The sequence below is a fragment of the Nocardioides jiangsuensis genome (genome assembly GCF_019679455.1).
Lineage (GTDB): Bacteria > Actinomycetota > Actinomycetes > Propionibacteriales > Nocardioidaceae > Nocardioides_C > Nocardioides_C jiangsuensis.
Map to the genome: position 1 here is coordinate 1,086,108 of NZ_JAIEZQ010000002.1, position 24,762 is coordinate 1,110,869.

Consider the following 24,762-nt stretch of genomic DNA (forward strand, 5'->3'; position numbering starts at 1 on the left):
TCGAACACCTGTTCGGGTTAGTGTGGGTCCACAACCAAGACGCGTGGGGTCGACATCCACAGATGAGGTCTTGAAACTCGAACTGTCGGAGGTCCGCTCTAGTGTCTGCGTCGATGAGAAAGACTTCAGGTTCCGCGAACAGGCGGACAGACGGACGGATTACTTCAATGGCTGGTGGAGACCGCGACAAGGCGCTGGACGCCGCGCTCGCGAACATCGAACGTCAGTTCGGCAAGGGCTCGGTCATGCGCCTCGGCGACGAGACGCGTGCCCCGCTCGAGGTCATCCCGACCGGAGCGATCGCCCTCGACGTGGCGCTGGGCCTCGGCGGCCTGCCCCGCGGGCGCGTGGTGGAGATCTACGGTCCGGAGTCCTCCGGTAAGACCACGGTCGCCCTGCACGCGGTGGCCAACGCGCAGAAGTCCGGGGGGATCGTGGCGTTCATCGACGCCGAGCACGCTCTCGACCCGGAGTACGCCAAGGCCCTCGGCGTCGACACCGACGCGCTCCTCGTCTCGCAGCCGGACTCCGGCGAGCAGGCGCTGGAGATCGCCGACATGCTGATCCGTTCCGGCGCGCTGGACCTGATCGTGATCGACTCGGTGGCAGCGCTCGTGCCGCGCGCCGAGATCGAGGGCGAGATGGGCGACAGCCACGTGGGCCTCCAGGCCCGCCTGATGAGCCAGGCGCTGCGGAAGATGACCGGTGCGCTGAACGGCGCCGGCACCACCGCGATCTTCATCAACCAGCTGCGCGAGAAGATCGGCGTGATGTTCGGCTCGCCCGAGACCACGACCGGTGGTCGCGCGCTGAAGTTCTACTCCTCGGTGCGCCTCGACGTGCGCCGGATCGAGACGCTGAAGGACGGCCAGGAGATGGTCGGCAACCGGACCCGCGTCAAGGTGGTCAAGAACAAGGTCGCCCCGCCGTTCAAGCAGGCCGAGTTCGACATCATGTACGGCCAGGGGATCAGCCGTGAGGGCGGACTGATCGACGTCGGCGTCGAGGCGGGGCTCGTGCGCAAGGCGGGAGCCTGGTACACCTATGAGGGCGACCAGCTCGGTCAGGGCAAGGAGAACTCGCGCAACTTCCTGCGCGACAACCCGGACCTGGCCAACGAGCTCGAGAAGCGGATCCTCGAGAAGCTCGGTGTGGGGCCGCAGGTGGACGCTGAGGCGGCACCGGCCGAGCCCACGAACATCGACTTCTGAGCGGTCCGTGGCCGCACATCCAGACGACCGCCCGTCCGGACCCCGCCTCCCAGGGGTCCGGGCGGGCGGTTCTGCGCGCCCGGACGGCGAGGCGCCGGGGACCGACGACCTGCGGCGCGGGGTCGACGCGTGGCTCGACGCCGCGCCGCCCCCGCCGGCGGACCCGGTCCGGCTCGGTCCCGCCGCCGACGACGAGGAGGTGGCCCGCAAGATCCTGCTCGACCAGCTCACCGGCCAGGCACGCAGTCGCTCGGAGCTGGCCACCAAGCTGGCCCGCAAGGGCGTGCCCGACGAGGTCTCCGAACGGCTGCTGACCCGGTTCGAGGAGGTCGGCCTGGTCGACGACGCGGCGTTCGCCCGGGCCTGGGTGCAGTCCCGGCAGTCCGGCAAGGGGCTGGCCCGCCGTGCGCTGGCCCAGGAGCTGCGCCGCAAGGGGATCGACGACGAGGTCGCGCGGGAGGCGCTCGACGAGGTGGACCCCGACGACGAGGTCGCCTCGGCGCGGGTCCTGGTCCGACGCAAGCTGCGGTCGGTGCAGAGGGTGGACCGCACCACCGCGATGCGGCGGCTGACGGGGATGCTGGCCCGCAAGGGGTACGGCGCCGGTGTGGCGATGCAGGTGGTGCGCGAGGAGCTCGACGCCGCCCAGCACGGCGCCGACGACCCCGACGAGCTCGACGGGCTCCACGGCCTGGACTAGCCCGGGGTTCGCAGCGACTGTCTGGCGCGGGGCCGCCTTTCCTTGACCGGCCCAGGTCCGCGACCTAGCCTCGAAATGAGAACCCCGAAACCCGAGCGATCGGGCCTGAGAAGACATTGAACCGGCGCAAGCCGGACATGCGCGACTGATCGAATGACGGTGAAGGAGCGGCGGACCGTCGCCTGTCCTGGCGTACCCGCGTCCGCTTCGAGCCCACCTGACCCGGTCCTCGCGTCCATAGCGACAGGAGCCTGGCAATGAACCGACTGGCAGTACCGGTGCACCAGGCCGCCGAGACCAGCCCGATGGTGCTCGGCCTCGACGTCACGGAGCTTCTCCTCGCCGTCCTCGCCGTGGTGGTGGTCATCGCCGCCGTCGGCTTCGGTGTCGTCCTCCTCGGCCGCCAGCGGGCGTCCAAGCGGGAGCACGACCTGCACCGGGACCTCCAGGAGCAACGCCAGGACATCGAGCGCCGCGAGCACCGCCTCTCCGAGCGCGAGGACCGCCTCGACGCGGACCTGCGCCACCTCGAGGATCGGGTCGCCGAGCTCGCCGCGGTCGACACCGACCTCGAGACGCGCCGAGCGGAGCTGCTCGACATCGAGGAGGAGCGCCGGCTCACCCTCGAGCGCCTCGCGGGGCTGACCGCGGAGGATGCGCGGCGGCAGCTCGTGGAGAGCATCGAGGCCGACGCCAAGCGCACGGCCGCGATCCTGGCCCGCGACATCGAGAAGCACGCCCAGGAGGAGGCCGACGAGCGCGCCAAGCGGGTGCTGGCGACCGTGATCCAGCGGCTCGCCTCGGAGCAGACGAGCGAGTCGGTGGTCTCCATCGTGCACCTTCCCGGCGACGACATGAAGGGCCGCATCATCGGCCGCGAGGGCCGCAACATCCGCTCCTTCGAGCAGATCACCGGGGTCAACCTGATCATCGACGACACCCCCGAGGCGGTGCTGCTCAGCTGCTTCGACCCGGTCCGCCGGGAGATGGCGAGGCTGACGCTCGAGGAGCTCGTCGCCGACGGCCGGATCCACCCCACGCGGATCGAGGAGGTGCACGAGCGCTCCTGCCTGGAGGTGCAGCGCCTCTGCGTCCGGGCGGGCGAGGACGCGGCGTTCGAGATGGGGATCACCGACCTGCACCCCGAGCTGGTCGCCACGCTCGGCAAGCTCAAGTACCGCACGTCGTACGGCCAGAACGTCCTCAAGCACCTCGTCGAGTCCGGCCACGCCGCGGGCCTGCTCGCCGACGAGCTCGGCCTCGACCGGACGACCTGCGTGCGCGGCGCGTTCCTGCACGACATCGGCAAGGCGCTGACCCACGAGGTCGAGGGCTCGCACGCGATCGTCGGCGCCGAGCTCGCGCGCACCCACGGCGAGTCCGAGGACATCGTCCACGCGATCGAGGCCCACCACAACGAGGTCGAGCCGCGCACCGTCGAGGCCGTGATCACCCAGGCCGCCGACGCGATCAGCGGCGGACGCCCCGGCGCACGGCGCGAGTCGCTCGAGGCCTACGTCGAGCGGCTGCACCGGCTCGAGGAGATCGCGCTCGGCAAGCCGGGGGTGGAGAAGGTCTTCGCGATGCAGGCCGGCCGCGACGTGCGCGTCATGGTGCTGCCCGACGTCGTCGACGACATCGCCGCCCAGGTGCTCGCCCGCGACATCGCCAAGCAGTTCGAGGAGGAGCTGACCTACCCCGGTCAGATCAAGGTCACCGTGATCCGGGAGTCGAGGGCCACCGAGGTCGCCCGTTGACCCACCGGCAGCCGGTCCCTGTCCGGGTCCGTGCCGGCGACGGGTCGCTGCTCGACGGCGAGACCGGGCCGGGCGAGAGCTGGTACGGCGCCGCGACGCGTCTGCTCGCCGAATGCGGCCACCCCGCCGACGTACCCGACGCGCTCGACCTGTCCGGGGGAGTCAAGCTCTTCGGCTGCGACCGGGACACCCACATCGGCTTCCGGAGGATGACCCGGGCCGACCTGCCCGCGATGGTCGCCTGGCAGGCCGAGCCGCACGTGTCGCGCTGGTGGGACGGCGACACCGGCGACGTGGCGGCGGCCGAACGCAGGTACGGCGCCCGGATCGACGGCACCGACCCGACCCGGCTCTGGGTGCTCGAGGTCAACGGGCGCTCGGTCGGGTGGGTCCAGGACTACCGGATCGGCGACCACCCCGACTACGCGCTGCTCACCGGCAGCCCCGACGCCGTCGGCCTCGACTACGCGATCGGCGCCCCGGCGTTCGTCGGCCGCGGCATCGGGACGAGAGCCCTGTGGGTGTACCTGCGCGACGTCGTGCGCAGCGGTTACCCGGAGGCGGGGGAGTTCTTCGCCGCACCCGACCACCGCAACGCGGCGTCCCTGCGCATGCTCGACAAGCTCGGGTTCGCGCGCGGCCTGTGGTTCGACGAGCCGCAGCGCGACGGGCGGGTCGACACCGTGGTGGGGTGCTCCCTCGAGGTCCGGCGGGTACTCGGCTGGCACTGAGAAGTTACCTGCGGGTAATATCTGCGCCCATGGCGAACGTGATGGACCTCTACCAGCAGGTCACCCGGCTTCCGGCCGGCAAGCGCATCTTCTCCGAGCTGTTCTCCCGCAAGGCGCCGTACTTCGCGACGGTGCGGCCGCGGTTCGTCGAGCTGCGGCCAAACTACGCCGAGCTCCGGATCGGCAAGCGTCGCGGGGTGCAGAACCACCTCGGGACCGTGCACGTGATCGCGATCTGCAACGGCCTCGAGGCCGCGATGGGCTCGCTGGCCGAGGCGAGCGTCCCCGCGCACAAGCGCTGGATCCCCAAGGGGATGGACGTGCGGTACACCGCGAAGGCCACCACGGACATCACCTGCATCGCCGAGACCGACCCCGACGCCTGGAATGGCGACGACCCCGACCTCCCGGTGCGCGTGCGCGCGGTGCGGGAGGACGGGGTCGTCGTGGTCGAGGGCGTGATCCGGCTCTGGGTTACCGAGAAGCCGGCCAGGGCGGACTGACCCAGGTCAGACTGCGCTGCCGGCCGCCATGTCGGGCGCCTCGAGGGCCTTCTGCTCCCCGACCAGCCGGCGCTGGACCCGGGTCGCGATGAGGCTGAGCACCAGGTTGGCCGCGACGTACAGCGACGTGACCACGATCGCGGTGGGGAGCGGGTTGCGGAACTCGGTGTAGATCAGCTTGCCGACGGCGGTGAGGCCGGGCGCGAGGATGTAGAACCCGAGGCTGGTGTCCTTCAACGCCACCACCATCTGGCTGATGATGGCCGGCAGCATGATCTTCACCGCCTGCGGCAGGAGAACCACGTTCATCACCTGGCTCTTGCGCATGCCGATCGCGTAGGCCGCCTCGGCCTGGCCGTGCGGCACGGCGTTGACGCCGGCCCGGAAGACCTCGGCGAGCACCGCGCCGTTGTAGAGCGTGAGGCCGAGGACGACCGACCAGAACGAGCCGATGCCGCCCCCGGTGCCGAACGTGAAGAAGATGAAGATGATCAGCAGCAGCAGCGGCACCGCGCGGAAGAACTCCACGATCCCCCAGCTCGGCCAGCGGACCCAGGCGTGGTCCGACATCTTCGCCACGCCGAGGACCAGCCCGAGGCCCAGCGCGAAGATGACCGAGAAGAACGCCATCTGGAGGGTCTTGAGCAGCCCGTCGACCAGCATCACCTCGATGTACGCCGGCGTCAGGAACGGCTCCCACAGCTCGTAGGCGAACTGGCCGTTGACGTACATCAGCCACACCAACCCGGCGACCACGAGGACGAGCGCGACCGCGGCGGCAGCGCTGTAGACCTTGTGCCGGGCCCTGGTGCGGGGACCGGGGTTGTCGAAGAGGACGCTGCTCATCGGGCCACCTTCCAGCGACGCTCGAGGCCGATGGCGCCGGCGGACAGCACCTCGACGATGATGATGTAGCCGATCGCGAAGGTGATGAAGATCTCCGGCCGGGCGTCGGCGTTGTTGTTGGTGAAGTACCGCATCCGCGCGGTGGCCTCGAGCAGGCCGAACGCCGCCGCGACGGAGGTGTTCTTCGCGAGGGCGATGAGCACGCTGGCCAGCGGCGGTACGACGGCGCGCAGGGCCTGCGGCAGGATGACGTGCCGCATGGACTGCACGAACGTGAACCCGACGGCCCGGGAGGCCTCGGCCTGTCCGAGCGACACGGAGTTGATCCCCGACCGGATCGCCTCGCAGACGAACGCCGACGTGTAGACGGTGAGCGCCAGGCAGCCCTTGACGAAGAAGTTCTCGATGTTCAGCTCGAGCTCGGGCATCGCGATGAACACGAAGATGAAGATCATCAGGAGCGGGGTGTTCCTGACGAGGTTGACGTACAGCGTGCCGGCCTTGGCCAGCACCGAGATCGGGCCTACGCGGAAGGCGGCGAGCAGGGTGCCGAGGACGAGCGAGGTCAGAGCTGAGACCACGAGCAGCTCGATCGTGAGCGCGAAGGCCTTCAGCACGAGGTCGAAGTTCGAGAACACGTCATCCACGGTGGTTCACCGCCTCTCTTTTCGACTGGTGAGGTTGGGTCGTGCGAAGGGGCGGCCCGAAAACGGGCCGCCCCCCGTCTGCATTACGGATGGTCGTGCAGGGTCAGGCCTTGCACGGGTCCAGGGCCGGCGGCTCCGGGGTCTCGACTCCCGACTTGCCGAGCGTCGCCTCGAAGGCCTCCGCCCACTTGCCGTTGTCGTAGGACTCCTGGAGGGTGTCGCTGATCCACTGGCACATCTCCGGGTAGTCCTTGCTGTAGCCGACGCCGTAGCGCTCCTCGGAGAAGGGCTCACCGACGACCTCGAGCTCCTCGGGGTCCTCCGCGGCGTAGCCGAGCAGGATCGCGCCGTCGGTGGTCATCGCCTCGACGGTGCCGTTGAGCACCTGGTCGCGGCACTCGGAGTAGGTGTCGAAGCCGCGGGGGTTCGCGCCCTTGGCCTCGACGTTGTCCAGCGACGTCGAGCCGGTGACGGAGCAGACCTCCTGGCCCTTGATGTCGTCGACGCTCTTGATGTCCGAGCCCTTCTTCACCAGGAGCTGCTGACCCGTCACGTAGTACGGGCCGGCCTGGCCGACGATCTGGCGACGCTCGTCGGTGATCGAGTACGACGCGATGACGAGGTCGACCTCACCGCTCTGGAGGAACGGCTCACGGTTGTCGGAGATGGTCTCCTTCCACGTGATGTCCTCGGGCGCGATGCCGAGCGACGCCGCGAGGATCTTGCCCATCTCCGGGTCGATGCCCTCGGGGGTGTCGGAGGCGGCGCTCTTGAAGCCGATCCCGGGCTGGTCGTACTTCACGCCGATGGTGATCTCGCCGCTCTCGGCGAGCTCCTTCATCCGGGTGCCGTCCTCGAAGTTCTCGGCGGCGTTCTCGGTGACCTCGACGTCGACGCTCTCCGACCCGCCGGTGCCCGCCTCGCCGCACGCCGCCACGGCGAGCGTCAGCCCGGCCGCGACCAGGAGTGCCTTGGTTCTCTTGAAACGCATGGTTTCCCCTTTTTCCTCGTTCTGGTCGGGCGCATCGTTGTCACCCGACCGAGTGCTCCTTCCCCGCCCGGGACAGGCCCCGGGTGAGGGCACAGCTCAGTGCTTGAGGATCTTGCCGAGGAAGTCCTTGGCGCGATCCGACTGCGGGTTGGTGAAGAACTCCTCGGGGGTGTTCTCCTCGACGATCTGGCCCTCGGCCATGAAGACGACCCGGTTGGCCGCCGTACGGGCGAAGCCCATCTCGTGGGTGACCACGACCATCGTCATGCCCCGCTCGGCGAGGTCGACCATGACGTCGAGGACCTCCTTGATCATCTCCGGGTCGAGCGCGGACGTGGGCTCGTCGAAGAGCATCACCTTGGGATCCATGGCCAGCGCACGGGCGATGGCCACCCGCTGCTGCTGACCGCCGGAGAGCTGGGCGGGGTACTTGTTGGCCTGCTGGCCCACCCCGACCCGGTCGAGCAACTCCTTGGCGCGGCGCTCGGCGTCCTCCTTCTTCTGCTTGCGAACCCGGATCGGGCCCAGCGTGACGTTCTCGAGGATCGTCTTGTGCGCGAAGAGGTTGAAGGACTGGAACACCATGCCGACCTCGGCCCGCAGCTGGGCGAGCTGCTTGCCCTCCTCGGGGAGGGGCTGGCCGTCGAGGCTGATGTGGCCGTCGTTGATGGTCTCGAGACGGTTGATCGCGCGACACAGCGTCGACTTGCCCGAACCGGACGGGCCGATCACCACCACGACCTCGCCCTGCTTGATCGACAGGTTGATGTCCTGGAGGACGTGCAGGTCTCCGAACCATTTGTTCACGTGGTCGAGCTCGACCAGAGGGCCGTTCGAGCGCGCCGCCGATGAGGCTTCCGCAGGGGCTGTCATGGCAGCACGGTATCGAGTAAGGCGCCCGACTACCTATACGTGGGGGTCCCTGCACCGTTTCAATGTGGTTAAGTCGGGAACGGCTGTCGTCACCGACGAAAGGGAATCACGTGGCTCCGAAGAACCCGGTGGGCAAGCTCGCCGAGACCGCACTGAGCACCATCAAGGACCCCAAGGCGGCCGCCGGCAAGGTGGTCGAGCAGGCGAAGGGCACCGCCGCCATGGGCCGGACGGTGGCCGAGCACGTGGGGCGTGCGGCGGTGTCGAAGGCGGCCGGTACGGCGGGCGCGGTCGTCGGTCGCGCGACCGGCCGCAAGTCCTCGGAGCCCACCGGGACGCCCACGCCCGCGGGGTCCGCCGGTGTCGAGCAGCCGGTCTCGCCTCCCACGCTGCGCGCGGTCCCCGGTGGCAACGAGGCCGGTCACCCGCCTACGCCGGTCAAGACGCCGGCGACGAAGACCCCCACGACGAAGGGCGCCACGAAGTCCGCCACCAAGGTCGCGTCGAAGACGGCCGGCAAGCCGGCGGCGAAGAAGACCGCGGCGAAGAAGACCGCGGCCTCCCAGAAGGCAGCGGCGAAGAAGACCGCGGCGAAGAAGGCAGCGACCACGAAGAAGGCGGCGACCACGAAGAAGGCCGCCGCGGCCCCCGCCGAGGCCTCCGCGAAGGCGGCGCCCGCACCGACTGCGAGCCCCACCGAGGTGGCCGAGGTCGTCGAGGCGGCGGTCGCGGAGAGTCCGGAGAAGACCGCGGCCACGCCGGCCACCACCCCGGCCACCAAGGCCGCGGCGAAGAAGGCGGCGACCACGAAGAAGGCCCCCGCCACCAAGACCGCGGCCAAGAAGGCGGCGACCGCGAAGAAGGCGCCTGCCACCAAGACCGCCGCCAAGAAGGCCCCCGCCAAGAAGGCGCCGGCGACGTCGGCACCCGCCGCAGAGCCGGCGGAGGAGACTTCGGCCCCGCGGCCGTCCGGTACGCCCGGCGACAGGCTGCCCGGCTCGAAGCCCGCGGAGCAGGGCGAGCCCTCCGGCAGCGCAACCTCCGCACCCGTGAGCACCGAAGGCGGAAGCTCGTCGAACGAGGGGAGCGGCTCCTCCGAAGGCGCCAAGAAGACCCAGGCGGCCAGGAGCACGACCGCGAAGACGGCGGCCACCACGACGGTCACGAAGAAGGCGCCCGCCGCCAAGACCCCCGCCAAGACCCCCGCCAAGACCCCCGCCAAGAAGGCCGGCACCAGGAAGGCACCTGCCAAGAAGGCACCTGCCAAGAAGGGGGCTGCGAGGAGCACGTCGCAGGCAGCCACCCCGCAGAGCACCGGGTCGGAGTCGGGCTCGGAGTGACCCGAGCAGCCGCCTAGCTCTACCGGCTCACCGCACGACCTTCGCCTCGCGTCCGCCCGGCTCCGGGTGGGCGCGAGGCTCTGCTCTGCCTGCTCGTGTGCCGCCGCGATCCCCGGCCTCGGGGCAGAGGCGCGCTGCACGGTTGCGCAGTGCGTAAACCTGCAGCCGAAGCGGGCGGACCAGACCGGCTGACCCAGGCAGACTCACCGTTGTCCGGATATTCCGGTCACCGCTCTGAGGGGGACGCACATGCCCAGGATCTCCAGCACGCTCGTCAGCCTTGCGGCGCTCGGCGCCACGGTCGTCGCGGGCCACGTCGGCGGGGCCGTGACGGGCCCGGTCGCCGGCCTCGTGCACACCGCCGAGGCTTCCGACCCGGCGCTGACCGCCGCGATCGACACGCTGCTCGGCGACCCGAGGCTCGTCGGCTCGCAGGTGGCGGTCCAGGTCCGGGACGCGCGCACCGGCGAGGTGGTCTACGCGCGCGACGCCGACCTCCGGATGCTGCCCGCCTCGAACGCCAAGCTGCTCTCCTCGGCCGCCGCCGTCGACGGGCTCGGCGAGGACTTCCGGTTCGCCACCGACGTCCTCGCCTCCGGCCCGGTGAGCGACGGCAAGGTCCGCTCCGACCTCTACCTGCGCGGCGGGGGAGACCCCACGACGCTGGCCGCGGACTACCGCGCGCTGGCGGTGGACCTGCGTGCGGTGGGCGTCACCAAGGTGCTGGGCGACCTGGTGGCCGACGACTCCTACTTCGACGACGTGCCGCTGGGCACCGGCTGGTCGTGGGACGACGAGCCGTACTACTACAGCGCGGTGACCTCGGCGCTCACCGTCGCGCCGGACACCGACTACGACTCCGGCACGGTGATCGTGCGGACCTCGCCCGGTGCGTCCGTCGGCAGCGCCGTCACGGTGTCCACCCAGCCGGCCACCGGCGCCCTCGACATCGTCAACCGGGCCACGACCGGCGCCGCGGGCACCGCGAACACGCTCTCGGTGGAGCGTCAGCACGCCTCCGACACGGTCCTGGTGACCGGCAGCGTCCCGCTCGGTGCCGCCACCGACACCGAGTGGGTCACCGTGCAGGACCCGACCGCCTACGCCGCGGACGTGTTCGCCCGCGCCCTCGACGCCGAGGGGATCAAGCTCCTCGGCGGCGTGCGCGAAGGGACCGCGCCGGAGGGCGGGCTGGTGCTGGCCAGCCACGAGTCGATGACCGTGGGCGAGCTGCTGACGCCGTACATGAAGCTCTCCAACAACATGCACGCGGAGGTGCTGGTCAAGGCGCTCGGCGCGGAGACCACGGGCAGCGGCACCTGGGCGGCCGGCCTGGCCGCGGTCCGCTCCTACCTCACCGCGGAGGGCGTCGACGCGGGCGGCACCCGGCTCGTCGACGGGTCGGGCCTCTCCCGGATGAACCTGGTGCGCGCCCAGGACATGACCGACCTGCTGGTCGCGGTGCGCGACGAGCCGTGGTTCGACACCTGGTACGACGCCCTGCCGATCGCCGGCAACCCCGACCGGTTCACCGGCGGCACGCTGCGCAGCCGGATGCGCAACACCGCTGCGGCGAACAACCTGCACGGCAAGACCGGGTCGCTGACCGGCGTCACCGCCCTGTCGGGCTACGTCACGAACGCGGACGGCCGCGAGCTGGTGTTCTCGATGATCTCGAACAACTACCTGACCTCGCCGCGCAGCCTGGAGGACGCGCTCGGCGTGACGCTGGCGTCGTGGAGCGAGTCCGGCGACGAGACGGCCCGCCAGCCGGGCGCCCGGGAGCTGCGGCGCAGCACCGACTACGGCCCCGAGGGCGTGGAGTGCTCCTGGGTCAAGGCCTGCTGAGCCTCCCGGGGTTTCCGGATGCGGCATCGGCCGCCGTACCCTTGACCCGCTATGTCTGCCACCCTTCCCACCGCTGTCCCGGCCGCCTCCGCCGCCGCCCCCGGGCGTCCCCGCACCTACGAGGTCCGCACCTACGGGTGCCAGATGAACGTCCACGACTCCGAGCGGCTCACCGGCCTGCTCGAGGGCGCGGGCCTCGTGGCGTACGACGGCTCCGGCGAGGGTCACGCAGACCACGCCGACGTGGTCGTCTTCAACACGTGCGCGGTGCGGGAGAACGCCGACAACAAGCTCTACGGCAACCTCGGCCACCTGGCTCCGGTCAAGGCGGCCAACCCCGGCATGCAGATCGCCGTGGGCGGCTGCCTCGCGCAGAAGGACCGCGGCGAGATCACCCGCCGCGCGCCCTGGGTGGACGTGGTGTTCGGCACGCACAACATCGGCTCGCTGCCGGTGCTGCTCGAGCGGGCCAGGGTGCAGGAGGAGGCCCAGGTCGAGATCCTCGAGTCGCTCGAGGTGTTCCCCTCCACGCTGCCCACCAAGCGCGAGTCGGCGTACGCCGCCTGGGTGTCGATCTCGGTGGGCTGCAACAACACCTGCACGTTCTGCATCGTCCCCGCGCTCCGCGGCAAGGAGAAGGACCGCCGGCCCGGCGAGATCCTCGCCGAGATCGAGGCGCTGGTCGCCGAGGGCGTCACCGAGGTGACCCTGCTGGGGCAGAACGTGAACTCCTACGGCGTCGAGTTCGGCGACCGCCTCGCCTTCGGCAAGCTGCTCCGCGCCTGCGGTGAGATCGAGGGCCTCGAGCGGGTGCGGTTCACCAGCCCGCACCCCAAGGACTTCACCGACGACGTGATCGCGGCGATGGCCGAGACCCCGAACGTGATGCCGCAGCTGCACATGCCGCTGCAGTCCGGCTCGGACAAGGTGCTCAAGGACATGCGCCGCTCCTACCGCCAGGAGAAGTACCTCGGCATCATCGAGCGGGTCCGCGCCGCGATGCCCGAGGCCGCGATCACCACCGACATCATCGTCGGCTTCCCCGGCGAGACCGAGGAGGACTTCCTCGAGACGATGAAGGTGGTCGAGCGGGCCCGGTTCTCCGGCGCGTTCACCTTCCAGTACTCCAAGCGCCCCGGCACGCCCGCCGCGGTGCTCGAGGAGCAGGTGCCCCGCGACGTGGTCCAGGACCGCTACGAGCGGCTGGTCGCGCTGGTCAACGACATCGCCTGGGACGAGAACAAGCGGCTGGTCGGCAGCACCCTCGAGCTGCTCGTGGCCGAGGGGGAGGGGCGCAAGGACGCCGCCACCCACCGGCTCAGCGGCCGCGCCCGCGACAACCGGCTGGTGCACTTCACGGCCGTCGACGAGGCGGGCCGGCCGGTCGACGTACGCCCCGGCGACATGGTCGGGGTCGAGGTCACCTACGCCGCACCGCACCACCTCGTGTCGGACGCGCCGGTGCGCTCGGTGCGCCGTACCCGGGCCGGCGACGCCTGGGAGCTGCGCACCTTCGCCCCCGACCGTGGCCCCGAGGTGATGCTGGGGCTGCCGACGGTCGGCGCGCCCGCACCGCTGCCGGAGAGCACCGGCGGCTGCGCGCTCTGACGCGCTGACCATCCGGGTCGTGGCCCCGGGTCAGAACCCGTGGTCGAGGATCGGCGGTACGGCGCCCGCGCGGAGCGCCTCGAGCACCACCAGCTCGTGCGGTACGACGGGGTCGGGCAGGTCGTGCAGCGGGAACCACTTCAGGTCCGCGCACTTGTCGGGCTCCTGGATCACCGGCTCGCCGGTCCACGCGTCGGCCCGGAGGAAGTAGTCGACCCGCTCGTCCACCGGGTCGCCGGTGGCTCCGGTGCGGTGCATGGCGCACAGCGGGGCGAGGTGCACCCCGGTGACCCCGAGCTCCTCGGTGACCTCGCGAGCGGCGGCGTCGAAGACGGACTCGCCCCGCTCGACGTGGCCCGCGGCCGCGGTGGCCCAGTAGCCGTCCATGTAGCCGGTGCCCTCACGCAGCTGTAACAGGACCTCCGCGGCACCCGAGGGGGTGTCGCGGAGGAACAGGACGTAAGCGGCGGGCACGACGGCGAAGCTCTCGGTCATGCCCGCAACCTACTGGTGGGGCCGGGAGGTCTCAGGCCTGCGGACCGGTCTCCGTGTCGCCCGTGTCGAGGCTCTCCTCGTCGACCTCGCCGGAGTCAGCCTCGGTGTCCGGAGCCGGGCCCGTGTCCGTCGAGGCGCCAGCGGCCGTGCCGGCCCGGTCCTCGGACTGGTCGTTGGAGACGAACCCCTCGGGGTTGTCGTCGCCCGCGGGCGGGGTCCCGAGGATCTCACCCATGTCGCTCATCGTCTCGACCTCCCGGTCGTGGTCGTGGATCGGGACCTAGGAGGACGGCTCGCCCTGGGAGGTCTGGGCGTTCTCCACCTGGTCGTCGGGACCGGGCTCGCCGGTCGGCGTCGCGGGAGCGGGGACGGTGGTGGGGCCGTCGGGGCTGCTGGACGGCTGCACCTGAGGCTCCGGCTCCGGCTCGGCGGCCGGGGGGGCCGAGCCCTCCGGCTCGTCCACCTTCTTCGGCTCTCCGGGCTGCGCGGGGGTGCCCGGGCCGCCCGGTGCGACCGAGCCGTCGGGGGCGTCCTGGCGCTGCGGACCGCCCGGAGGGGTGGGGGCGTCGAGGTCGGAGCCCTGGTGGTTCGCGGGCCCGGACTTGGTGTGCTCGTCTGCGGTAGCCATGTCCTCGGCGTACCCCTCAGCCCACCGGCGAAACGGTCAGCGGGTGCCGTCGCCCTTGCGCTTGACGTTGTCGAGGGTCTCGTGCAGCTTCTGCGTGCCCTTGTGGATCTTGTCGTGGTGCTTGCCGCCGGTCTTCTCGTCGATGACCTTGCCGGTCTTCTCGGTCGCGGTGCGGATCTTGTCGTCGTGGTCGTGCACGGCCTTCTGGGCGGCGGCCTTTGCCTTGTCGAAGAAGCTCATTTGAAAGACTCTGCCCCATGCCGGCTCCTGAGACAACGTTCCGCCCGCCCCCGGTCGTCGCGATCGTCGGGCCGACCGCCGCCGGGAAGTCGGACCTCTCCCTGTCGCTGGCCGAGGAGCTGGGCGGGGAGGTCGTCAACACAGACTCGATGCAGGTGTACCGCGGGATGGACATCGGCACCGCGAAGCTCGGCGTCGACGAGCGACGGGGGATCCCGCACCACCTGCTCGACCTGCTCGAGGTGACCGAGCCGGCCACCGTCGCGGAGTTCCAGGGCTGGGCCCGCGACGTGATCGCCGACTGCCGGGGCCGAGGCGTCACCCCGGTCCTCGTCGGTGGCTCCGCGCTCTACACCCGGGCGGTCCTGGACCGGTTCGAGTTCCCGGGGACCGACCCCGCCGTACGGCGCCAGCTCGAGGACGAGCTCGCCGAGGTGGGTCCCGAGGCGATGCACCGCCGGCTGACCGCCGTGGACGCCGACGCCGCGGCCAAGATCGAGCCGGGCAACGGCCGCCGGATCGTCCGCGCGCTCGAGGTGGTCGCGATCACCGGGCGTCCGTTCAGCGCGAGCCTGCCCGAGCTGCGCTACCACTACCCGGACGCGCACCAGATCGGCGTGGACATCCCCCGCCCGGTGCTCGACGAGCGGATCGCGCTGCGGGTGCAGCGGATGTGGGAGGCCGGCTTCGTCGACGAGGTACGCCGCCTCGCCGACCGCGGCCTGCGGGAGGGCCGCACCGCGAGCCGCGCCCTGGGCTACCAGCAGGTACTCGCCTTCCTCGACGGCGAGATAACCGAGGAGCAGGCCCTGGAGCAGACGGTCACCGGCACCCGTCGCTTCGCCCGGCGCCAGGACAGCTGGTTCCGCAAGGACCCCCGGATCACCTGGGTCGGCTGGGACGACCCGGAGCGGGTGGCCAAGGCCATGGCCGCGGTCGCCGCAGCCCGGGACGCCGCGGAGGTGTGACCTTCCCCTCCCTGGGTAGGGGCAGGTCACGTCTCATCTCGGGAGGAACCATGTCGCACCGCCCCGTCACCGCGGTCGCCGCCGGCGCCGCGCTCCTGCTCGGCGTCACGCTCGTCAGTGCGCCGGTGCAGGCCGACCCGCGCTACCCGGTCAAGACCCCCACCAGCAAGGGCTACGGCGGAGCGGTCAGCTCCGTCGACCCCGAGGCCTCCAAGGTCGGCCTCGACGTGCTGAAGAACGGCGGGAACGCCGTGGACGCAGCGGTCGCCACGGCCGCCGCGCTCGGCGTGACCGAGCCCTACAGCGCCGGCATCGGCGGAGGCGGCTACTTCGTCTACTACGACGCCTCGTCGGGCGAGGTGCAGACCATCGACGGCCGCGAGACCGCGCCGATGGCGATGCCGCGGGACGCGTTCATCGACCCCGAGACCGGCGAGCCCTACGACTTCACCCCGGAGCTGGTGACCAGCGGCGTCTCCGTCGGAGTCCCGGGCACCCCGGCCACCTGGGACTCGGCGCTGGACCAGTGGGGCAGCCTCTCCCTGCGCGAGGCGCTGCGCCCGGCGACGCGACTGGCCGAGCGCGGCTTCGTGGTCGACAAGACCTTCCGCTCCCAGACCGAGGACAACCGGGAGCGGTTCGAGGCGTTCACCACGACCAGCGACCTGTTCCTGCCCGGGGGCGCCGCCCCCGCCGTCGGGTCGGTCTTCAAGAACCCCGACCTGGCGGGGACCTACCGGCTGCTCGGCCGTCAGGGCACGGACGCCTTCTACGAGGGCCCACTGGCCACGCAGATCGCCGACACCGTGCAGAAGCCGCCGACCAGCCCGGACACCGACCTCCCGGTGCCGCCCGGCTACATGGAGCCCAGCGACCTCGCCGACTACGAGGCGCTCACCCAGGACCCGACGCGCGTCGGCTACCGCGGCTACGACGTCTACGGGATGGCGCCGTCGTCCAGCGGCGGCTCGACGGTGGGGGAGTCGCTCAACATCATGGAGCGCTACGACCTCACCGGCACCGACCCGGGCGACGCCCTGCACCACTACCTCGAGGCGACCGCGCTCGCCTTCGCGGACCGGGCGGAGTACCTCGGTGACGAGGCGTTCGTCGACGTACCCCTCGAGGACCTGCTCTCCGACGAGTACGCCGCCGAGCGGGCCTGCGAGATCGACGAGGAGCGGGCGGCGACCAAGCCGGTCGCGGCCGGGGACGTCGACGACTACGACGGTGAGTGCGCGAGCGACACCGCGTCGGGCAGCGTCGCGGAGGACAACGAGAACATCTCCACCACCAACCTCACCGTCGCCGACAAGTGGGGCAACGTCGTGGAGTACACCCTGACCATCGAGCAGACCGGCGGCTCCGGCATCGTCGTGCCCGACCGGGGCTTCCTGCTCAACAACGAGCTCACCGACTTCTCGCTGGAGTACGACGAGGGCGACCCCAACCGGATCCAGCCCGGCAAGCGCCCTCGCTCCTCGATGTCGCCCACGATCGTGCTGAAGGACGGCGAGCCGTTCCTCGCGCTCGGCTCGCCCGGCGGGTCGACGATCATCACCACCGTCACCCAGATGCTGTTCAACCGGATCGACCGGGAGATGACCCTCGAGGAGGCCATCGCCGAGCCCCGTGCGGCGCAGCGCAACACCACGGCGGTCACCGCCGAGCCGGAGTTCATCGACGAGTACGGCGCGCTGCTCACCCCCTACGGGCACGAGCTGCGGAAGTCCGGCGACGCCTTCACCAGCGCCGCCGAGATCGGCGCCGCGACCGCGATCGAGTTCGGCGAGGACGGCTTCCTGACCGCCGTCGCCGAGCCGCGTCGCCGGGGTGGCGGCTCCGCGCTGGTGGTCACGCCCCGGCGCTGAGCGGGCCCGGCCCGGCGTAGGTCAGGCGCCGGGTCAGGCCACGCGCCGGTGCGGCGCGCCGGTGTTCTCGAGGACCTCGAGCAGGAACACCGCCGCGTCGCACCGGGTGCAGCAGAACTCGCACCCGTCGAAGTCGCAGCCCTCCTCGACCGGGACGAAGAGGCCCCGGTCACCGCAGTCGGCGCAGAACGCCTCCACGCCGCTGCGCATCAGCACGTCCGTTGTGTTCTCCATGCCCGAAACGGTAGGCGGCTCCGCCGACAGTTTCCGGAGGCACGCCGCCCGGTAGCCTGGGGAGGTGCCCTCCCACGACACGTTCCCCTTCCTCAAGGGCCACGGCACCGAGAACGACTTCGTGCTCCTGCCGGACCCCGACGGGACCCTGCACGGCGACCTCGCGCCCGGCCTTGTCGCCGCGCTGTGCGACCGCCGGGCGGGCCTCGGCGCCGACGGCGTGATCCGGGTGGTCCGGACCGCGGCGTACGACGACCCGGCCGCCGTCGCGGTGCGCGACGTGGCCACCTGGTTCATGGACTACCGCAACGCCGACGGCTCGGTCTCGGAGATGTGCGGCAACGGGGTGCGCGTCTTCGCCCGCTACCTCGCCGACCAGGAGCACGTGCCCACCACCGAGCCGCTCCGGGTCGGCACCCGGGCCGGCGTCAAGGTCGTCCGGTTCGAGGACGACGGCCGGATCACCGTCGACATGGGGGAGCCCGACGTCGACGGGGAGACCAAGGTCGGGGTCGGGGAGCGCACCTGGGCCGCCAGCAACGTCGGCATGGGCAACCCGCACGCCGTCGCGTTCGTGGACTCGCTGGACGACGCGGGCCCGCTGCTGGAGGCGCCGTCGTACGACCCGCAGGTCTACCCGCGGGGCGTCAACGTCGAGTTCGTCGTACGGCGCGGTGAGCGGCACGTCGCGATGCGGGTGCATGAGCGCGGTTCGGGGGAGACCCGGTCCTGTGGCACGGGCGCCTGCGCGGTGATGGTCGCGGCCGCGGTCGCCGACGGCGCGAGGAGCGCGGACGCGCCTGCCGGAGCCGACGTGGCCTACCGGGTCGACGTGCCGGGCGGGGAGCTCACGGTGACCTGGACCGCGGGTGGCCGGCTGCTGCTGACCGGGCCCGCGGTGCTGGTCGCGTCGGGCCAGGTGCCATATTCGTTCGCCCCGGTTGCCTAGACCGTGCGAGCATCGAGACGCAGCCCGGAACATTTCCGGCGCCGACGATGTTCCCAGTGGTGGATATGACTGAATCTCGCAGCGCTCAGAGCGCACACCAGCCCGACCCGGTCCAGCCCGTCGACCTGCCGGTCGAGGACGACCTCGACGTCGACGAGTTCGACGACCTCGAGGGCGCCCTCGACGAGACCTCCGACTGGGGCGAGTCGGGCTACGCCGACGAGGACCCCGAGGAGAGCGCCGGCACCGGCGCCTACGAGCTCGCCGAGCGGCACGCCCTGCGCCGCGTCGCGGGGCTATCCACCGAGCTCGAGGACATCACCGAGGTCGAGTACCGCCAGCTGCGCCTCGAGCGCGTGGTGCTCGTCGGCGTGTGGACCGAGGGCTCGGTCGAGGACGCCGAGAACTCCATGGCCGAGCTCGCGCTGCTCGCCGAGACCGCCGGCTCGCAGGTGCTCGACGCGATCTACCAGCGCCGCCAGAAGCCCGACCCGGCCACGTTCATCGGCCGCGGCAAGGTCGACGGCCTGCGCGAGATCGTCCAGGCCACCGGCGCGGACACCGTGATCTGCGACGGAGAGCTAGCCCCCTCACAGCTGAGGAACCTCGAGGACCGGGTCAAGGTCAAGGTCGTCGACCGGACCGCGCTGATCCTCGACATCTTCGCCCAGCACGCGAAGTCCCGTGAAGGCCAGGCCCAGGTCGAGCTCGCCCAGCTCAACTACATGAAGCAGCGCCTCCGCGGCTGGGGTGGCAACCTGTCCCGCCAGGCCGGTGGCCGCGTGGGCTCGCAGGGTGGCGGTATCGGTGGCCGTGGCCCCGGTGAGACCAAGATCGAGACCGACCGGCGCCGGATCAACACCAAGATCGCCAAGCTGCGCCGCGAGCTGGCGCACATGCGCACCACCCGCGACACAAAGCGCTCCGAGCGCCGCCGCCACGAGATCCCCTCGGTGGCGATCGCCGGTTACACCAACGCCGGCAAGTCGTCGCTGCTGAACCGGCTCACCGACGCCGGCGTGCTGGTCGAGGACTCGCTGTTCGCCACGCTGGACCCGACGACGCGGCGTACGACGACCGCGGACGGTCGCGTCTACACGATGTCCGACACCGTCGGGTTCGTCCGGCACCTGCCGCACCAGCTCGTCGAGGCGTTCCGCTCGACGCTGGAGGAGGTCGCGGACTCGGACCTGATCCTGCACGTCGTGGACGGCTCGCACCCCGACCCGGAGGGCCAGCTCGCCGCGGTGCGCGAGGTCTTCGCCGAGATCGGCGCCGACAAGGTGCCCGAGCTGGTCGTGATCAACAAGGTCGACGCCGCCGACCCGATGGTCGTCTCCCGCATCAAGGCCCGCGAGCCGCACTCGGTCGCGGTCTCCGCGCGGACCGGGGAGGGCATCGACAAGGCGCTGCGCGCGGTCGAGGCGGACCTGCCCCGGCCGGGCATCGCGTTCGAGGCGCTGCTGCCCTACGAGCGCGGCGACCTGCTCAACCGGATCCACACCACCGGTGAGATCGAGTCCGTCGAGCACACTGCGGACGGCTCCGTCGTCAAGGGCAGGGTGCACGCGGACCTCGCCGGGGAGCTCGCGCCGTACATCACCTCGAGCGCGCGGGCCTGACCGTCGCGGCGTCCCCCGCGGACGCCGTGACGAACGCCCCTGTGGAGGGACGCCGTGCCTGGGGGTGGGAGTAGGTAAGGTGCTTCGGTGCCCGCCGACAAGACCACCGTCAAGCCGTCCGTCCGCGACGTGCTCGCGGGCGCCGTGGAGTCCCTTGGCGGCGAGGAGCGCCCCGGCCAGATCCAGATGGCCGAGGCGGTCGCCCGGGCGATGAGCAGCGGGGAGCACCTGCTGGTCCAGGCCGGCACCGGCACCGGCAAGTCGCTGGGCTACCTCGTCCCGGCGCTGCTGCACCACCGCCGGGTCGTGGTCGCCACCGCCACCCTGGCGCTGCAGCACCAGCTCGTCGAGCGTGACATCCCCGCCCTCCTCGACGCGGCCGAGCACGTGCTCGCCCCGGGCGACGAGCAGCGCCGGGCGACCTACGCCGTGCTCAAGGGCCGCTCGAACTACGCCTGCCTGCACCGGGTCCGCGAGGGCGTGCCCGACGACCAGGGCGCGCTCGTCGACATCCCCGAGGGCACCATGGGCGCCGAGGTGCTCAAGCTCCGCGCCTGGGCGGAGGAGGAGTCCGAGCGCGGCGGCACCGGCGACCGGGACTCCGCCCCCAAGCACACCGACAAGCTCTGGCGCCAGGTCTCGGTCAACCACCGCGAGTGCCTCGGCGCGGCCAAGTGCCCCTACGCAGCCGAGTGCTTCGCGGAGCGCGCCAAGGAGAAGGCGGCCGAGTCGCAGGTCGTGGTGACCAACCACTCCCTGCTCGCGATCGACGCGATCGAGGGCGTCCCGATGATCCCCGAGTACGACGTCGTGGTGATCGACGAGGCGCACGAGCTGTCCGCCCGGGTCACCCAGGCGGCGACCGACGAGCTGAGCGTGCCCGAGATCGAGCGGGCCGCCCGGCGCAGCCAGCGGCACATCGACGGCAACGAGGCAGACGAGCTCACCGACGCGGCCGACGCGCTGCGCGACGCGCTCGACGAGACGCCGCCCGGCCGGCTCGACAGCCTGCCGGTGTCCCTCGCCGACGCGCTCGCCCTGGTCCGTGACTCCGCCCGCGCGCTGATCTCCGCGTTCCCCAAGGAGGCTCCGGGAGGGCAGGGCGGCCCCGGCGGTGACTCCGACCCCGGGCGCACCCAGGCCCGCGGCTGGGTCCAGGAGCTGTACAAGACCGCCGAGCGGATGGCCGCCCACGTCGACTCCGACGTGCTCTGGCTCGCCGAGCGCGAGCGGAACCGTGGCGGCAACCAGCTCTGCGTGGCACCGCTGCAGGTGTGGGGGCCGCTGCGCGACAAGCTGCTCACCGAGAAGACCGTGGTGTTCACCTCCGCCACCCTGATGCTCGGCGGCGACTTCAACTCGGTGGCGACCAGCATCGGCCTCAAGCCCAGCGAGCGGGCGACCCACTCGGTCGACGAGGGCGCCGGCGCGACCGGCCCGGCCGCCGCCGACTCCGCGGCCGGGGAGTCCTCGGACAAGGCGCTGCCCTGGCGGGGGATCGACGTGGGCTCGCCGTTCGACTACGCGCGCCAGGGGATCCTGTACGTCGCCAGGCACCTGCCGCCGCCGGGCCGCGACGGCCTGGGCCAGGCCCAGCTCGACGAGATCAGCGACCTGATCGACGCCGCCGACGGGCGCACCCTGGGCCTGTTCTCCAGCCGCCGGGCGGCGGACGCGGCCGCGGAGGCGCTGCGCGAGCGGCTGCCGCACCTGACCATCCTGGCCCAGGGCGAGGCCCAGCTTCCCGAGCTGGCGCGGCTGTTCGTCGAGGACCCGCACGCCTGCCTCTTCGGCACGCTCAGCCTCTGGCAGGGTCTCGACGTGCCCGGCGACACCTGCCAGCTGGTGCTGATCGACCGGATCCCGTTCCCGCGGCCCGACGACCCGCTGATGTCCGCGCGGCAGCGCGCCGCGGACAAGGCCGGCGGCAACGGCTTCATGTCGGTGGCGGCCACGCACGCCGCGCTGCTGCTCGCCCAGGGCGCCGGCCGGCTGATCCGCACCACCTCCGACCGCGGCGTGGTGGCGATCCTCGACCCGCGCCTGGTCACCGCCCGGTACGGCGGCTTCCTGCGCGCGTCCCTGCCGCCGATGTGGCCCACCACCGAGCGGTCCGTCGTGCTCTCCGCCCTGAAGCGGCTCGCCGGCTGAGGTAGTCACCGCGCTACCGTCGAGCCATGGCGACGGCGCGGGCCCGCACGGCCCTGCTGACGGCGACGGTGCTCCTGGTCGCCGCCGCCTGCACCGTGCCGGTGAGCACACCGAGCCCCGCGGAGCCGACGAGGGGGTCGCCCGCACCGCGGACGGGGGCTCCGGCGGAGGCGACGTCAGGGCCTCCGCAGTCGGAGCGGGAACGGCGCACGCAGCCCCTGGTGATCGTCACGCACATGACCCGGCCGCGGTTCGACGTGTTCGAGGAGGTCGCGCTCCAGATCATCGACGGGTCGGTGCGCACCTGGTCCGAGCTCGGCGTGCCCGGGGTCCCCGGCGTGGGACCGGAGCCGGGCGCCGGGCCGACTCTCCTGCGCACCGTCTCCGCCCCCGGGACGCCGGCACCGGACCGGTTCGAGCTGGGGTCGGCCCGAGCGGCGGTGCGCGCCGTGGTCCGCGACCGCGACACGGTGGCCGTCGTGCCCGCGTCCGCGCTCGGCCCGCAGGTGCGGGCGATGCGGGTGAACGGGACCAGCCCCGTACGCCGGCCCGGCGACTTCCCGGTCCGCACCCGCGCCGCGGGAAGCACCGGCCCGGTCGTGACGATGACCGTGGTCGGCGACGTGATGCTCGGCCGGGGGGTGGCCGACGCCGCGCCTGGGACGGGAGGGGCGGCGCCCGCGCTGGCGCCGACCCGGCGACGACTGGCGCGCGCGGACGTCACGGTCGGCAACCTCGAGAGCACGCTGTCCCGGGCGGGGGCCCCGACCCAGGGCGACGACTCCTTCGCCGCCGGCCCGCGGGTAGTGCGCGGCCTGCGGGCGTCGGGGTTCGACGTGCTCGGCCTGGCGAACAACCACCTCGGGGACTTCGGGCCCACCGCGCTGGTGCGCACCGTGCAGCGGCTCCGCGACCGCGGCCTGGGCACGTTCGGCGCCGGCGCGGACCCGCGGCAGGCATGGGCCCCGGCGGTCCTCGAGCGGCAGGGCGTGCGCTTCGGCTTCCTCGGCTTCAACGCGATCGGGGAGACCCCGGAGGTCGGTCCGGGACGGCCCGGTGCGGTGTCGGTGAGCATGCCGCCGCGCACCGGTCCGCTGGACCGCCGTCAGCTCGACCGGTTCCTGGCCGCCGTACGACACCTCGACCGGCGGGTGGACGTGGTGGTGGTGATGCCGCACTGGGGGACGCAGTACACGAACCAGCAGCTGCCCGTGCAGTCCCGGGTCGCGGCGGAGCTGGTGCGCGCGGGGGCGGACCTGGTCGTGGGCGGCCACCCGCACTGGGTCCAGGGCGTGGAGGTCGTGGACGGGCGGCTCGTGGTGCACTCGCTGGGCAACTTCGTATTCGACATGGACCTCATGCCGGAGACGATGGAGGGGCTGCTGCTCGAGCTCACCTGGTGGGGCGACGAGCTGAAGGCGGCAGAGCTGGTGCCCTACGTCCTCGACGAGTCGTTCGCGCCGCGGGTGGTGTCCTTCCGGCGCGGCCTCGACGTCCTGTGGCGGATGCGCGCGACCAGCGGCACCGCCTACCGCGGCTGACCCGGCCGCTCCAGCCACGCCCACAGCAGCCGCCCGGTGCGGGTGAGCTGACGGGGGTCGACCACCCGGGGCCTGTCCGCCGCGGAGTGGTACTCCGCGTAGCTGGTGCTGCCGAGCCGCGCCACGGCGAACCCGGCCTTCTCGAACGACCAGTGGTCGCTGGCGGTGTTCTCGCAGGGGTGGGCCGGTACGGCGACCCGGCGGGCGTCGCGGAGCAGCGCCTGCCGCACGTCGGGCGGGGACAGCGGTCCGGTGCACACCGGGACGTCGCGGCCGACGCCCACCCGGTCCAGCGACACCATCGCCCTCAGCGCGTCACGCTGCGCGGGCGGCATGTGCCGCACGTAGTGCCGGGAGCCGACGTGGTGCTCGTCGTCGCCGGGACCGCGCGGCTCCTCGGCGCCGAACGCGACGAGCACCACCGGCAGACGCGTGCCCTGCTCCGTGGCGAGGCGGGCGGCCTCGAGCAGCACGGCGACCCCGCTGGCGTTGTCCTCGGCGCCGGGAGCGACGGCCACGGTGTCGAGGTGCGCCCCGACCAGGAGGTGCGGGCGTCCGGGGTCGAACCCTGCCGGTGTGGCGACCACGTTGAACGACCGGCCGGCCGCGACCGGCACCCCCCACGAGTCCCCGGCCGGGACCCGGAACCACTGCCGTCGGACGTCGTACCCGAGGCCGTCGAGCCGGCCTGACACCGTCCGGCCGGCGGCCCGGTAGGCCGGCGCGGTGGCCAGCCGCGGACCGATTATGCCGGCGAGCAGGCGGACGTCCGCGATCGCCCTCGCCGCCCGGAAGCGGGCAGGAGCCGGCGGGGGCGGCTCGGGAGCCGGCGACAGGGTGACCGTCGGCGCCTGGCCGAGTCGCGGAGCCGACGTCCGGCCGGACGGCCCGGACACGCCGGACGGCTGGTCGGCCGGCGCGTCACCGGTGCACGACGAGAGCGCCAGCGCCGCCACGACGGCGGTCACGGAGGCCACGAGGACCCTCATGCCCGCAGGGTACGCCGCG

At 72.1% G+C, this 24,762-nt stretch carries 24 protein-coding genes; 14 read left to right on the forward strand and 10 right to left on the reverse strand.

Annotated features, from left to right (window positions below):
• Positions 1–167 precede the first annotated feature (167 nt).
• The 5 genes from recA to K1X13_RS13755 all read left to right on the forward strand — a co-directional run bounded on the left by recA (position 168) and on the right by K1X13_RS13755 (position 4,902).
• Positions 168–1,211, forward strand: coding sequence for a recombinase RecA (recA, locus tag K1X13_RS13735; RefSeq protein ID WP_221025584.1), 1,044 nt, complete (start codon positions 168–170; stop codon positions 1,209–1,211).
• 7 nt (positions 1,212–1,218) lie between these two features.
• The gene (locus tag K1X13_RS13740) at positions 1,219–1,911 is read left to right on the forward strand and encodes a regulatory protein RecX (RefSeq protein ID WP_221025585.1); all 693 of its coding nucleotides are present in this window, start codon (positions 1,219–1,221) and stop codon (positions 1,909–1,911) included.
• A gap of 257 nt (positions 1,912–2,168) precedes the next feature.
• The gene (rny, locus tag K1X13_RS13745; protein WP_221025586.1) at positions 2,169–3,668 is read left to right on the forward strand and encodes a ribonuclease Y; all 1,500 of its coding nucleotides are present in this window, start codon (positions 2,169–2,171) and stop codon (positions 3,666–3,668) included.
• Positions 3,665–4,399 (forward strand): GNAT family N-acetyltransferase, encoded by a 735-nt coding sequence (locus tag K1X13_RS13750; RefSeq protein WP_225914979.1) that lies wholly within the window; start codon positions 3,665–3,667, stop codon positions 4,397–4,399. The genes rny and K1X13_RS13750 overlap by 4 nt, the downstream gene beginning before the upstream one ends.
• Positions 4,400–4,428: 29 nt before the next feature.
• Complete coding sequence (locus K1X13_RS13755; RefSeq protein WP_221025587.1) at positions 4,429–4,902, forward strand: hotdog fold domain-containing protein; 474 nt, start codon at positions 4,429–4,431, stop codon at positions 4,900–4,902.
• A 6-nt stretch (positions 4,903–4,908) separates the two neighbouring features.
• Here the strand turns inward: K1X13_RS13755 and K1X13_RS13760 are convergent, their stop codons facing one another.
• The 4 genes from K1X13_RS13760 to K1X13_RS13775 form a co-directional block, all read right to left on the reverse strand.
• A complete protein-coding gene (locus K1X13_RS13760; RefSeq protein ID WP_221025588.1) occupies positions 4,909–5,748 on the reverse strand; it encodes an amino acid ABC transporter permease in 840 nt (279 codons plus the stop codon).
• Positions 5,745–6,386, reverse strand: a complete 642-nt coding sequence (locus K1X13_RS13765) for an amino acid ABC transporter permease (protein ID WP_308249556.1) — start codon at positions 6,384–6,386, stop codon at positions 5,745–5,747. The genes K1X13_RS13760 and K1X13_RS13765 overlap by 4 nt, the downstream gene beginning before the upstream one ends.
• Before the next feature lie 112 nt (positions 6,387–6,498).
• On the reverse strand, positions 6,499–7,386 hold the full coding sequence (locus tag K1X13_RS13770; protein WP_221025590.1) for a glutamate ABC transporter substrate-binding protein: 888 nt from the start codon (positions 7,384–7,386) through the stop codon (positions 6,499–6,501).
• A gap of 96 nt (positions 7,387–7,482) precedes the next feature.
• On the reverse strand, positions 7,483–8,259 hold the full coding sequence (locus tag K1X13_RS13775) for an amino acid ABC transporter ATP-binding protein (protein WP_372450700.1): 777 nt from the start codon (positions 8,257–8,259) through the stop codon (positions 7,483–7,485).
• Between the two features lie 110 nt (positions 8,260–8,369).
• Between K1X13_RS13775 and K1X13_RS13780 the strand changes: the two genes are divergently transcribed.
• The 3 genes from K1X13_RS13780 to miaB all read left to right on the forward strand — a co-directional run bounded on the left by K1X13_RS13780 (position 8,370) and on the right by miaB (position 13,055).
• Positions 8,370–9,599 carry a hypothetical protein gene (locus K1X13_RS13780; RefSeq protein WP_221025591.1) on the forward strand — a complete coding sequence of 410 codons (1,230 nt, stop codon included), beginning with the start codon at positions 8,370–8,372 and terminating at the stop codon, positions 9,597–9,599.
• Positions 9,600–9,848: 249 nt separating this feature from the next.
• Positions 9,849–11,447 (forward strand): D-alanyl-D-alanine carboxypeptidase/D-alanyl-D-alanine endopeptidase, encoded by a 1,599-nt coding sequence (gene dacB, locus K1X13_RS13785; protein WP_221025592.1) that lies wholly within the window; start codon positions 9,849–9,851, stop codon positions 11,445–11,447.
• Between the two features lie 51 nt (positions 11,448–11,498).
• Entirely contained in the window at positions 11,499–13,055 is a 1,557-nt protein-coding gene (miaB, locus tag K1X13_RS13790; protein ID WP_221025593.1) for a tRNA (N6-isopentenyl adenosine(37)-C2)-methylthiotransferase MiaB, read from the forward strand.
• Positions 13,056–13,085: 30 nt separating this feature from the next.
• Here miaB and K1X13_RS13795 read toward each other — a convergent pair whose 3' ends face one another.
• The 4 genes from K1X13_RS13795 to K1X13_RS13810 are packed head-to-tail and all read right to left on the reverse strand — an operon-like array spanning position 13,086 to position 14,418.
• Positions 13,086–13,550 (reverse strand): NUDIX domain-containing protein, encoded by a 465-nt coding sequence (locus tag K1X13_RS13795; protein ID WP_221025594.1) that lies wholly within the window; start codon positions 13,548–13,550, stop codon positions 13,086–13,088.
• Positions 13,551–13,581: 31 nt separating this feature from the next.
• Positions 13,582–13,794, reverse strand: a complete 213-nt coding sequence (locus tag K1X13_RS13800; protein ID WP_221025595.1) for a hypothetical protein — start codon at positions 13,792–13,794, stop codon at positions 13,582–13,584.
• Between the two features lie 36 nt (positions 13,795–13,830).
• Positions 13,831–14,178 (reverse strand): hypothetical protein, encoded by a 348-nt coding sequence (locus tag K1X13_RS13805; protein WP_221025596.1) that lies wholly within the window; start codon positions 14,176–14,178, stop codon positions 13,831–13,833.
• Positions 14,179–14,214: 36 nt separating this feature from the next.
• Positions 14,215–14,418, reverse strand: coding sequence for an antitoxin (locus K1X13_RS13810; RefSeq protein WP_221025597.1), 204 nt, complete (start codon positions 14,416–14,418; stop codon positions 14,215–14,217).
• Positions 14,419–14,435: 17 nt separating this feature from the next.
• Here K1X13_RS13810 and miaA point away from each other — a divergent pair, with 17 nt between their 5' ends.
• On the forward strand, positions 14,436–15,386 hold the full coding sequence (gene miaA, locus K1X13_RS13815) for a tRNA (adenosine(37)-N6)-dimethylallyltransferase MiaA (protein WP_221025598.1): 951 nt from the start codon (positions 14,436–14,438) through the stop codon (positions 15,384–15,386).
• Between the two features lie 50 nt (positions 15,387–15,436).
• The gene (gene ggt, locus K1X13_RS13820) at positions 15,437–17,257 is read left to right on the forward strand and encodes a gamma-glutamyltransferase (RefSeq protein WP_221025599.1); all 1,821 of its coding nucleotides are present in this window, start codon (positions 15,437–15,439) and stop codon (positions 17,255–17,257) included.
• 33 nt (positions 17,258–17,290) lie between these two features.
• Here the strand turns inward: ggt and K1X13_RS13825 are convergent, their stop codons facing one another.
• Complete coding sequence (locus K1X13_RS13825) at positions 17,291–17,491, reverse strand: hypothetical protein (protein WP_221025600.1); 201 nt, start codon at positions 17,489–17,491, stop codon at positions 17,291–17,293.
• Positions 17,492–17,555: 64 nt separating this feature from the next.
• On the opposite strand from K1X13_RS13825, the gene dapF reads away from it, so the two are divergent.
• The 4 genes from dapF to K1X13_RS13845 all read left to right on the forward strand — a co-directional run bounded on the left by dapF (position 17,556) and on the right by K1X13_RS13845 (position 23,754).
• Positions 17,556–18,440: a diaminopimelate epimerase gene (dapF, locus tag K1X13_RS13830; RefSeq protein WP_221025601.1), complete on the forward strand. Its 885-nt coding sequence runs from the start codon at positions 17,556–17,558 to the stop codon at positions 18,438–18,440.
• Positions 18,441–18,505: 65 nt separating this feature from the next.
• Positions 18,506–20,062, forward strand: a complete 1,557-nt coding sequence (hflX, locus tag K1X13_RS13835) for a GTPase HflX (protein ID WP_221025602.1) — start codon at positions 18,506–18,508, stop codon at positions 20,060–20,062.
• A gap of 87 nt (positions 20,063–20,149) precedes the next feature.
• Positions 20,150–22,213 carry an ATP-dependent DNA helicase gene (locus tag K1X13_RS13840; RefSeq protein ID WP_308249557.1) on the forward strand — a complete coding sequence of 688 codons (2,064 nt, stop codon included), beginning with the start codon at positions 20,150–20,152 and terminating at the stop codon, positions 22,211–22,213.
• A gap of 26 nt (positions 22,214–22,239) precedes the next feature.
• Positions 22,240–23,754 (forward strand): CapA family protein, encoded by a 1,515-nt coding sequence (locus tag K1X13_RS13845; protein WP_221025603.1) that lies wholly within the window; start codon positions 22,240–22,242, stop codon positions 23,752–23,754.
• Here the strand turns inward: K1X13_RS13845 and K1X13_RS13850 are convergent.
• Complete coding sequence (locus K1X13_RS13850; protein ID WP_221025604.1) at positions 23,742–24,743, reverse strand: M28 family metallopeptidase; 1,002 nt, start codon at positions 24,741–24,743, stop codon at positions 23,742–23,744. The genes K1X13_RS13845 and K1X13_RS13850 overlap by 13 nt on opposite strands.
• Positions 24,744–24,762: the final 19 nt, after the last annotated feature.

Coding starts and splice junctions, on each gene's coding strand:
- rny (WP_221025586.1), top strand. CDS start 2,169: ATGAACCGACTGGCAGTACCGGTGCACCAGGCCGCCGAGACCAGCCCG.
- dacB (WP_221025592.1), top strand. CDS start 9,849: ATGCCCAGGATCTCCAGCACGCTCGTCAGCCTTGCGGCGCTCGGCGCC.
- K1X13_RS13770 (WP_221025590.1), bottom strand. CDS start 7,386: ATGCGTTTCAAGAGAACCAAGGCACTCCTGGTCGCGGCCGGGCTGACG.
- K1X13_RS13810 (WP_221025597.1), bottom strand. CDS start 14,418: ATGAGCTTCTTCGACAAGGCAAAGGCCGCCGCCCAGAAGGCCGTGCAC.
- recA (WP_221025584.1), top strand. CDS start 168: ATGGCTGGTGGAGACCGCGACAAGGCGCTGGACGCCGCGCTCGCGAAC.
- miaA (WP_221025598.1), top strand. CDS start 14,436: ATGCCGGCTCCTGAGACAACGTTCCGCCCGCCCCCGGTCGTCGCGATC.
- miaB (WP_221025593.1), top strand. CDS start 11,499: ATGTCTGCCACCCTTCCCACCGCTGTCCCGGCCGCCTCCGCCGCCGCC.
- hflX (WP_221025602.1), top strand. CDS start 18,506: ATGACTGAATCTCGCAGCGCTCAGAGCGCACACCAGCCCGACCCGGTC.
- K1X13_RS13760 (WP_221025588.1), bottom strand. CDS start 5,748: ATGAGCAGCGTCCTCTTCGACAACCCCGGTCCCCGCACCAGGGCCCGG.
- K1X13_RS13775 (WP_372450700.1), bottom strand. CDS start 8,259: ATGACAGCCCCTGCGGAAGCCTCATCGGCGGCGCGCTCGAACGGCCCT.
- ggt (WP_221025599.1), top strand. CDS start 15,437: ATGTCGCACCGCCCCGTCACCGCGGTCGCCGCCGGCGCCGCGCTCCTG.
- K1X13_RS13850 (WP_221025604.1), bottom strand. CDS start 24,743: ATGAGGGTCCTCGTGGCCTCCGTGACCGCCGTCGTGGCGGCGCTGGCG.
- K1X13_RS13845 (WP_221025603.1), top strand. CDS start 22,240: ATGGCGACGGCGCGGGCCCGCACGGCCCTGCTGACGGCGACGGTGCTC.
- K1X13_RS13805 (WP_221025596.1), bottom strand. CDS start 14,178: ATGGCTACCGCAGACGAGCACACCAAGTCCGGGCCCGCGAACCACCAG.
- K1X13_RS13800 (WP_221025595.1), bottom strand. CDS start 13,794: ATGAGCGACATGGGTGAGATCCTCGGGACCCCGCCCGCGGGCGACGAC.
- K1X13_RS13755 (WP_221025587.1), top strand. CDS start 4,429: ATGGCGAACGTGATGGACCTCTACCAGCAGGTCACCCGGCTTCCGGCC.
- K1X13_RS13795 (WP_221025594.1), bottom strand. CDS start 13,550: ATGACCGAGAGCTTCGCCGTCGTGCCCGCCGCTTACGTCCTGTTCCTC.
- K1X13_RS13825 (WP_221025600.1), bottom strand. CDS start 17,491: ATGGAGAACACAACGGACGTGCTGATGCGCAGCGGCGTGGAGGCGTTC.